This window comes from Mesorhizobium sp. 01N446 (genome assembly GCF_056399285.1).
In genome coordinates this window covers 1-613 of sequence record NZ_JBFTRA010000034.1, presented here as the reverse complement: position 1 = coordinate 613, position 613 = coordinate 1, and the positions used below count along the sequence as shown (strand labels likewise).

Annotated in this window: 2 rRNA genes; both read right to left on the bottom strand. The window is 53.9% G+C overall.

The window, feature by feature from the left end:
- Positions 1-88: 88 nt before the first annotated feature.
- A 5S ribosomal RNA gene (rrf, locus tag AC1DPX_RS35090) occupies positions 89-204 on the bottom strand.
- Positions 205-295: 91 nt separating this feature from the next.
- A 23S ribosomal RNA gene (locus AC1DPX_RS35085) occupies positions 296-613 on the bottom strand; the annotation flags it as partial.

The following is a 613-nucleotide window of genomic DNA, read 5'->3' as shown; positions in this document are numbered from 1 at the left end:
AGGTAGTTCAGGTAGTTCAGGATAATGGTATGAATAAGATCCAAAAGAAAAAGCCCCGTGCTTTCGCACGGGGCTCTGTCTGTTTGATGCCTGGCAGTTCCCTACTCTCACATGGGGAGACCCCACACTACCATCGGCGCTACGGCGTTTCACTTCTGAGTTCGGCATGGGGTCAGGTGGGACCACCGCGCTASWGCCGCCAGGCAAATTCTGTTGCCATCCCGCGTTAGCCGGACGACTTAATCTGTATCAGCTGAAAATCATCTCTCATCCGCCAAAACATCTTCGGCGTTGTAAGGTTAAGCCTCACGGKTCATTAGTACCGGTTAGCTCAACGCATCGCTGCGCTTACACACCCGGCCTATCAACGTCGTAGTCTTCAACGTCCCTTCAGGAGACTTATAGTCTCAGGGAGAACTCATCTCGGGGCAAGTTTCSCGCTTAGATGCTTTCAGCGGTTATCTWTTCCGCATTTAGCTACCGGGCAGTGCCATTGGCATGACAACCCGAACACCAGTGATGCGTCCACTCCGGTCCTCTCGTACTAGGAGCAGCCCCCCTCAGTTCTCCAGCGCCCACGGCAGATAGGGACCGAACTGTCTCACGACGTTCT